General features: G+C 63.5%; 5 protein-coding genes. 2 read left to right on the forward strand and 3 right to left on the reverse strand.

Going from position 1 to position 3603, the window contains the following annotated elements; genetic code table 11:
• Both EOA24_RS30945 and EOA24_RS30950 read right to left on the reverse strand, forming a co-directional pair.
• A partial coding sequence (locus tag EOA24_RS30945; protein ID WP_127410436.1) for a nitrilase-related carbon-nitrogen hydrolase occupies positions 1–1098 on the reverse strand: 1098 nt, incomplete at its 3' end.
• A gap of 115 nt (positions 1099–1213) precedes the next feature.
• Entirely contained in the window at positions 1214–1927 is a 714-nt protein-coding gene (locus EOA24_RS30950) for a DNA-3-methyladenine glycosylase I (protein ID WP_126082413.1), read from the reverse strand.
• Positions 1928–2017: 90 nt separating this feature from the next.
• Here EOA24_RS30950 and EOA24_RS30955 point away from each other — a divergent pair, with 90 nt between their 5' ends.
• The gene (locus EOA24_RS30955) at positions 2018–2581 is read left to right on the forward strand and encodes a DUF1003 domain-containing protein (protein WP_126082412.1); all 564 of its coding nucleotides are present in this window, start codon (positions 2018–2020) and stop codon (positions 2579–2581) included.
• Positions 2578–3177 (forward strand): DedA family protein, encoded by a 600-nt coding sequence (locus tag EOA24_RS30960; RefSeq protein WP_126082411.1) that lies wholly within the window; start codon positions 2578–2580, stop codon positions 3175–3177. The genes EOA24_RS30955 and EOA24_RS30960 overlap by 4 nt, the downstream gene beginning before the upstream one ends.
• Positions 3178–3188: 11 nt before the next feature.
• Here EOA24_RS30960 and EOA24_RS30965 read toward each other — a convergent pair whose 3' ends face one another.
• On the reverse strand, positions 3189–3548 hold the full coding sequence (locus EOA24_RS30965) for a diacylglycerol kinase (protein WP_126082410.1): 360 nt from the start codon (positions 3546–3548) through the stop codon (positions 3189–3191).
• Positions 3549–3603 lie beyond the last annotated feature (55 nt).

Here is a 3603-nt window from a genome sequence, read left to right on the forward strand (position 1 = left end):
CGTCAGCGCATGCTTGAAGCCTTCGACCGGCTCGGAGATCGGCACGATGTCATAACGACAACCGAGCGCGCGCGCGCAGTCCTCGGCGTCCTTCAGCGAATCCTTCGACGTATAGCGGTAGGGCATCATCACGGTGCGCAGCCGCTCCTCGCCCAGCGCATCGACGGCCAAGGCCGCGCAGATCGCCGAATCGATGCCGCCGGAGAGGCCGAGCACGACGTTCTTGAAGCCGTTCTTGTTGACGTAGTCGCGCAGGCCGAGCATGCAGGCGCGATAGTCCGCCTCTTCCCGCTCGGGCACCTTCGACATCGGGCCTTCCGAGCAGACCCAGGTGTTCCCCTCTCTCTTCCAAGTGGTGACGTCGATCGCGTCCTCGAACTGGCTCATCTGGAAGGCAAGCGTCTTGTCGGCGCCGATCGCGAAGGAAGCCCCGTCGAAGATCAGCTCATCCTGGCCGCCAAGCTGGTTGGCGTAGACGATCGGCAAGCCGGTTTCGATGACCTGGCGGATGACGACCTGGTGGCGCACGTCGATCTTGGCGCGGTAATAGGGCGAGCCGTTCGGCACCAGCAGGATCTCGGCGCCGCTTTCGGCCAGCGTCTCACAGACCGCGATGTCGCCCCAGATATCCTCGCAGATCGGGACGCCGATGCGCACGCCGCGGAAGTTGACCGGCCCCTGCAGTTCAGGTCCGGCCTGGAAGACGCGCTTCTCATCGAACTCGCCGTAGTTGGGCAGATCGAGCTTGTAGCGCTCGGCGATGATCTTGCCACCGTCGGCGACGACGATGGAATTATGCGTGCCGGTCTTGCGCTTCAGCGGCGTGCCGATGATGACGCCGGGTCCGCCATCGGCGGTGTCCTTGGCGAAATCTTCGGCCGCCTTCTCGCAGGCCTTGAGGAAGGAAGGCTTCAGCACCAGATCTTCCGGCGGATAACCGGCGAGGAAGAGCTCGGTGTAGAGCACCAGGTCGGCGCCCTGTCGCGCCGCGTCCGCCCTCGCCTCGCGCGCTTTTGCCAGATTGCCGGCGACGTCGCCGACAGTCGGGTTGAGCTGGGCGACGGCGATGCGCAGGATATCAGGAGCGGTCTTGGTCATGGAATGGATGTAGCGTGGCAGAAATCGTCGGGCAATGGCGATCGCTTGTGCCAATTAGGATCGATCGGCAGAGCCGATCATGTTCATGATCGATCGACGGATGTCGATCGTATCCCTAATCGCCCATATATTCGCGCAGCGCCTCCGCCGAGCGGTTCTCGCCGATCGACATCGCCAGGATGCGCGAGATGTGGCGGCGCGGCAGGCCGGTCTCGGCCGACCATTGGTTGATCTGCGCCTGGATTTTTTCGAGGTCCCGCTTCGAGGTTGGGTTCTCGGCTATGTCGAGGCCGGCATCGCGCAAGGCCGCCGCCATGTCGGCGGAAACGACGAACGTGTCCCATTCCAGCCAGCGCAGGAAATACTGGCCCGTGTTGCCGCCGAGCCGGCTGCCATGCTTGGCCAGATAGGCGGTCAGGCCGATCTGATCGTCCGCCGGCCAGGCGGCAATGAATTTGCCGAAGCTGCCATGCTCCTTCGAGACGCGGTCGACGAAGGCGGCGTTGTCGCGCACCGACCTGATCTTCTGCGGGTTGCGCACGATGCGGCTGTCGGATGCCAACTCGTGCCAGAAGTCGTCCGGCTGGAACAGAAGCCGCTTCGGCTCGAAGCCGAGGAACGCCTCCTCGAAACCCGGCCATTTCTGCTCGATGACACGCCACACGAAGCCGGCGGCGAAAATGCGCTCGGCAATGGTGGAGAGAATGCGGTCGTCGGGGACTTTCGCCACCGCCTTGTTGTCGGGCGCAGGGCCAAGCAGCGGAGCGAGCACCGCCTCCCCGCCCTTGCGCTTTGCCGCCCGCGCGTGGATTTTCTGGAAATCGAGCATCGTTGTCCTTGCCTGTTCGCCGCAATCTAGCACTTCACGTCCGCCCCGGCAGCCTCTACGTCTATCGATGCCGGGCGAAGGAGAAGACAGATGAACAAGATCGTCGAGGACATGGCGAACCGCTTGCTCAAGCGAAAGCCGGACGGCTTTGGTCCGCTCGAGAGCCGCGTGCTTCAATCGACGCTCGAGCGCACCACCATCACACGCGACACCAACAAGGCCGTCGCCTTCCACGAGACCTATGGCGACCGCGTCGCCGACGCGATCGCCAGGATCGGCGGCTCCTGGTCCTTCATCCTCGGCTTCCTGGCGTTTCTCGCCCTCTGGACTGCCGGCAATGCCTGGCTGCTGACGCGCGACGCCTTCGACCCCTACCCCTTCATTTTCCTCAACCTTGTGCTGTCGATGCTGGCGGCGATCCAGGCGCCGGTGATCATGATGTCGCAGAACCGCCAGACCGAGCGCGACCGCATCGACGCGGCGCACGACTACGAGGTCAATCTGAAGGCCGAGATCGAGATCATGGCCCTGCATGAAAAGCTCGACGAGCTGCGCCACAGCGAGATCATCGGCATGCGAGACGAGATCCTGCGCATGGCCGAACAGATCAGGCGCATCGACGAGAAACTGTCCGCGCGGTCGGCAACCGAATGAACGAAACCATCCACCGCCTCATCGAGCAATATGGGCTGATCGCGGTCTTCCTGGGCTGCGTCGCCGAAGGCGAAAGTGCCGCGATCCTTGGCGGTTTCTTCGCTCATCAGCACGTCTTCGTGCTGTGGCAGACTTTTGTGGCCGCCTTCCTCGGCGCCTTCGCCGGCGACACGTTCTTCTTCACCCTCGGCCGCAGCTTCGCCGAGCATCGCTATGTGAGGAGGTTGCGCAGGCGGCCGGGCTTCAGCCGCGCCTACCGCCTGCTCAACACCCATCCCAACATCTTCGTGCTGACCAACCGCTACATCTACGGCATGCGGCTGGTCGGCGGTATCGCTGCAGGCCTGTCGACCGTGCCGATGCCGCGCTTCGTCATCCTGAATGCCATCTCTTCCGCCGTCTGGGCGGCCCTGTTCAGCGCCATCGGCTATGTCTTCGGCCTGGGCGCGGAGCGCATGGTGGACCAGGCGTTCGAGCGGCATGAGCGCCTGCTCATTGCCCTTGGCGTCGGCGTCGGCGTCGCAATCATTGCCTGGCTGGTCGGCCATCATTTTGCCGGACGCGAACGCGCCAAGGAAGATCGGGCAGGATCCTGATCCGCCAGGAGTCAGATCGGCGCGCCGGTGAGGCGCTCGATCAAGGCGATTCCCCAGACCCCGCCGGCGATCACGATCGAAATCAACACCGCCAGTGACCCGCAATCCTTGGCGAGCTGGATTTCGATGTGGAATTCGCGCGAGATCGCGTCGCAGGCCGCCTCGATGCCGGTGTTGAGCACTTCGACCATGATCAACAGCAGAACCGCGCCGATCAAAAGGGCATAACCGCGCCAGGAGACCGAGATGAACCAGCCGGCTGGCAGCGCCAGCGCAAGCAAAAGCAACTCCTGCTGGAATGCCTTTTCGTGAGCGGCCAACTTGCGGAAGGCCCGAACCGAATTGATGAAAGCGTCAACCAGCCGCTGCATGCCCAGCCTCGTTTCGAGTCACGGTGAGGGGATATCGCAACGGCGGGATCAAGGG

Source organism: Mesorhizobium sp. M2A.F.Ca.ET.039.01.1.1 (assembly GCF_003998035.1).
Classification (GTDB): Bacteria; Pseudomonadota; Alphaproteobacteria; order Rhizobiales; family Rhizobiaceae; genus Mesorhizobium.